The organism is Lysinibacillus sp. FJAT-14745 (assembly GCF_001275675.1).
GTDB lineage: Bacteria > Bacillota > Bacilli > Bacillales_A > Planococcaceae > Lysinibacillus.
This window is the reverse complement of sequence record NZ_LITM01000017.1, coordinates 1-3,328: the sequence shown is the minus strand read 5'-3', so window position 1 is coordinate 3,328 and position 3,328 is coordinate 1. Positions and strand designations below refer to the sequence as shown.

The window sequence follows — 3,328 nt, the reverse complement described above, 5'->3', positions numbered from 1 at the left end:
CCTCCTAACGAAGAATGTACTGTGATTATCACATAGTACAGACAGTGTTAGAAGGTGGGTTGTATTTGGCGCTTACAGATATTTAGACCATAATGTTTCAAAAAGTCACATCTAACAAGGTGTGGCTTTTTAATTCATTTCAAAAGAAATTAATATTGTTAAATAAGTTAAACAACTTTATAATAGTGTTTATTAAATCCGATTTTTGAGATACTTTCATGTCCTAAGGTGTTTTTCAATATCTCATGTAACAAAGATTGCGCTATAAAAGTGACTTTATAGATAGAAAGGGAGAGTCAGCATATGCAAAAAAACACTAACAATAAGGTTGAGATATTGGATACTAAAATTATTTTAGAGGAATATAAGGAAAATATAGAATTAATTCAAAAATCATTGAAACAACTTGAGTTGGAAATTAGTACTTTGCAATGTGGAGGACTGGCTGAATTAGAAAAGTTGGCGAATGAATTAAGTATGTTGCAAATGCTTTCAACGAGTATAAAATTTAAAGCTAATAGTCTTATTTGTAATAACAGTAAAACCATTGAGACATTAATGACTGAATAACATATTGATTTCAAGTCACAGCCCATTTGGTGTGGCTTTTTCTTATTCTTTATATTTCTAGTGATGACATATGATTCCACTTGTTCTATGATTAGTGTGGAAGGTGGTGCCAAAGATGAGAGAAAATTTAGAACAGATTACAATCAATTTTTGTGAACAAAACGGAGATGTAATTATGACGTATGATATCAACGACTCTCTATCAGCTTTGATTCCCAACGTAGGTGATGTAGTTAATATTGATGGTAATTACAGAGCCGTGAGTGAAAGAGCCTTTACTTATAGTCCAAGAAGTATCATAGTTACAATCTATATAGAAGAATTATAATCAGGATTCCAAAGCCACACTCATTATGAGGGGTGACTTTTTATTATGACATGAAATCCGATGTATCGACCGGACTTCGGATTTATCTAAGGTAGTTAGCTTTATTAAGCGAACTAATGTTTTGAAGGTAAATGGAAAATTTATGTTAAAATATTTTATAGATTATTAACGCCTATTGGGGGGAGCGGTAACTTGAAGAAAAAAGTTATAATGATTGTTTCTTTGTTGGTTGTCATTATATTGTTGCATTCAACACCAAGTATGGCATTAAGAACACATATATTTTTTTGGGGTTATCCAAAAGCCGCAATTTCTTCAGGAATTATTGAAGATAAAGAACATAATGAACTATATAAAGATAAATTTGCTGAAATAAATGCCAAAGCATACACCCTAACAAATCCGCCAATCGAAAAAGCTACTCAGGGCGAATTAAGAAACTTTCTTGTGAGGAAATTTGGATTTTTACATTTTGCAGAATACTTAGGTAATACATAATAACCTTCGTCAGTCAAACGCAGGCTTTAGTTCAATAAGGTAAAAAAATTATTACAGAAAAAAACGCTCAGATTACTATTACTGAACGTTTTTTCTGTCGTTTATGTTACTAATGTACTGTTAAAATAAGTGTCAATTAGGTGTTATTCACTTTGCTTTTAGCGTTTTTTTCCCCATCAACCAAACCCGTTAGAATTATTGGGCGTCCTATTTATTTAGTGTATATTCGATAATATCAGAGATATCGCAATCTTGAGCGACACATAAAGCTTCTATAGTATCTAGATCAATTCGTATTGCCTCAGTCTTTTGCAAAACGTATAAAAACAATATGGAAGTGTCTTACATGCGCCAACGCTTGCATACATTGTTTGGAAGCGTATATTCGAAAGGATGTGAGGCCAAATGAAAGTAACGGTTAAAGAATGGCGTGTAATGTCTGATCGCAACAAACAATTACTTTTAAATGCGGTAGCAACTAAATAAAACATAGATGAAAAGCCCAGTGAGAACATGCAGTAACGAACATAAAACATATTAAAAACAGTTGTACAAGAAAATAGCCACGGGGCTTATGGATTATCAGCGCAAGTAAGAGTAAGTGCATCTATTTTTTACTTTTCGAGACTACTAAATTGGTAGTCTCTAAATTGTGGATGATTAAGCGCACATTGCTTTATTACGTTTCATTAATTGACAATAAACAAAATAAAAGCACCCATTAAGGTGCTAATTAGTAATCGAATGTTTTAAAATCATCTAAATATTTTCTCCAACCAAAATCAGTTATTTTGAAATCATTATACTTTAATAGAGCATATTCTCGACGATATTTATTTCTTTCTAGTTCATTATATGCAGGATCCATGTTAGCACCAATATTTATAGAATAATCATCTGGTTTGTCAACCCAAACGTGTTTAGTACTAATTGGTTCATAATTCGTCCAACTCATATTTGTTTCTATTCTCAAATTCATCTTTAAATTTGGATAAAGATACCAGCTATTATAGTCTTGCCCCAATATTTTTTTGTTTGGCAGTTTTTCTATTACATCTTTAGCCATTGTTTCAATAAAATCATTAAGTTGTTTTCTAGCTTTAGCGACATCCTCTTTGGCTGTATCTTGATGCTTAATCGATCTTAAGTGGCTCCTCATTGCATATTCGAAAGACAAGTCATAAGGTGTAAGAGACATATTGAAATCAATAAAAAAATCATATGGTCTATTTAAATCATCGTTTTCAGTTACAGTATAATTAAAATTTACTGTAACAATGTCAGTTTTTAATTCTGAATATTTTTTGTCTAAATAAGTTTTTAACTGATTAGCTGATTCAATTTTAGTATCAACCTCTTTAGCTCCACTATTTGTATGCGGCTTCTTTAAACCAACCATGTCTGTGCTTGAATTCACTTTGTTTTCCATTACTTTTGCATGTACAGTTTCATTGTGGGCTGGAGTAAATAACATCGATAAAAAAATGCTACTAGCAGCCAATGATAATGATAGTTTTTTCATATACTAACCTCCTAATTAGTTAGATTATACCATTTAATGAAATGAATGGCTCATCACCATAACTTGTGGTTGATTTTCTATCAATTCAATAATTTTACATTTTACTATAGAAGAAAAGCGAAAACTCACGTATCGTAATTGTTGTCGAGACAAACCACGAGAGGAGTTTTCGCTTTGTACTCCAAGTTTATCAAAATGCTATTACCGTTACCATCTTTTTTCGAAGTTTCTTTTCCATCTGATGAAGAACCAAATGTATTTCCTGTTACTGTAGCTGCTTATTCAGTGCCATGTCCACTTTGCCAAGGGAAAACAATTCGTCATGCACAAACCTTACGTCGTTTTCGTCATGGCTATGCTTGGCACCTAGGATTGATTTGGATTGAGATGGTAATTCCACGTCATCGTTG

Annotated in this window: 6 protein-coding genes; 4 read left to right on the top strand and 2 right to left on the bottom strand. The window is 32.2% G+C overall.

Translation table 11 applies throughout. The annotated features are described in order from the left end of the window. Positions 1 to 303 precede the first annotated feature (303 nt). The 3 genes from AMS59_RS22100 to AMS59_RS22090 all read left to right on the top strand — a co-directional run bounded on the left by AMS59_RS22100 (position 304) and on the right by AMS59_RS22090 (position 1,396). On the top strand, positions 304 to 570 hold the full coding sequence (locus AMS59_RS22100) for a hypothetical protein (protein WP_053485860.1): 267 nt from the start codon (positions 304 to 306) through the stop codon (positions 568 to 570). A gap of 115 nt (positions 571 to 685) precedes the next feature. Continuing rightward, a complete protein-coding gene (locus AMS59_RS22095; protein WP_053485859.1) occupies positions 686 to 898 on the top strand; it encodes a hypothetical protein in 213 nt (70 codons plus the stop codon). 192 nt (positions 899 to 1,090) lie between these two features. Beyond that, complete coding sequence (locus AMS59_RS22090) at positions 1,091 to 1,396, top strand: hypothetical protein (protein WP_053485858.1); 306 nt, start codon at positions 1,091 to 1,093, stop codon at positions 1,394 to 1,396. 207 nt (positions 1,397 to 1,603) lie between these two features. Here AMS59_RS22090 and AMS59_RS24580 read toward each other — a convergent pair whose 3' ends face one another. Beyond that, positions 1,604 to 1,711 carry a helix-turn-helix transcriptional regulator gene (locus AMS59_RS24580; RefSeq protein WP_234007896.1) on the bottom strand — a complete coding sequence of 36 codons (108 nt, stop codon included), beginning with the start codon at positions 1,709 to 1,711 and terminating at the stop codon, positions 1,604 to 1,606. Between the two features lie 418 nt (positions 1,712 to 2,129). Continuing rightward, positions 2,130 to 2,918 carry a hypothetical protein gene (locus AMS59_RS22085; protein ID WP_053485857.1) on the bottom strand — a complete coding sequence of 263 codons (789 nt, stop codon included), beginning with the start codon at positions 2,916 to 2,918 and terminating at the stop codon, positions 2,130 to 2,132. 174 nt (positions 2,919 to 3,092) lie between these two features. On the opposite strand from AMS59_RS22085, the gene AMS59_RS22080 reads away from it, so the two are divergent. Next, a partial coding sequence (locus tag AMS59_RS22080) for a hypothetical protein (protein WP_156304747.1) occupies positions 3,093 to 3,328 on the top strand: 236 nt, incomplete at its 3' end.

What these genes read in the sequence shown, in the direction of transcription:
- AMS59_RS22100 (WP_053485860.1), top strand. Translation starts at nt 304, where the DNA reads ATGCAAAAAAACACTAACAATAAGGTTGAGATATTGGATACTAAAATT.
- AMS59_RS22095 (WP_053485859.1), top strand. Translation starts at nt 686, where the DNA reads ATGAGAGAAAATTTAGAACAGATTACAATCAATTTTTGTGAACAAAAC.
- AMS59_RS22085 (WP_053485857.1), bottom strand. Translation starts at nt 2,918, where the DNA reads ATGAAAAAACTATCATTATCATTGGCTGCTAGTAGCATTTTTTTATCG.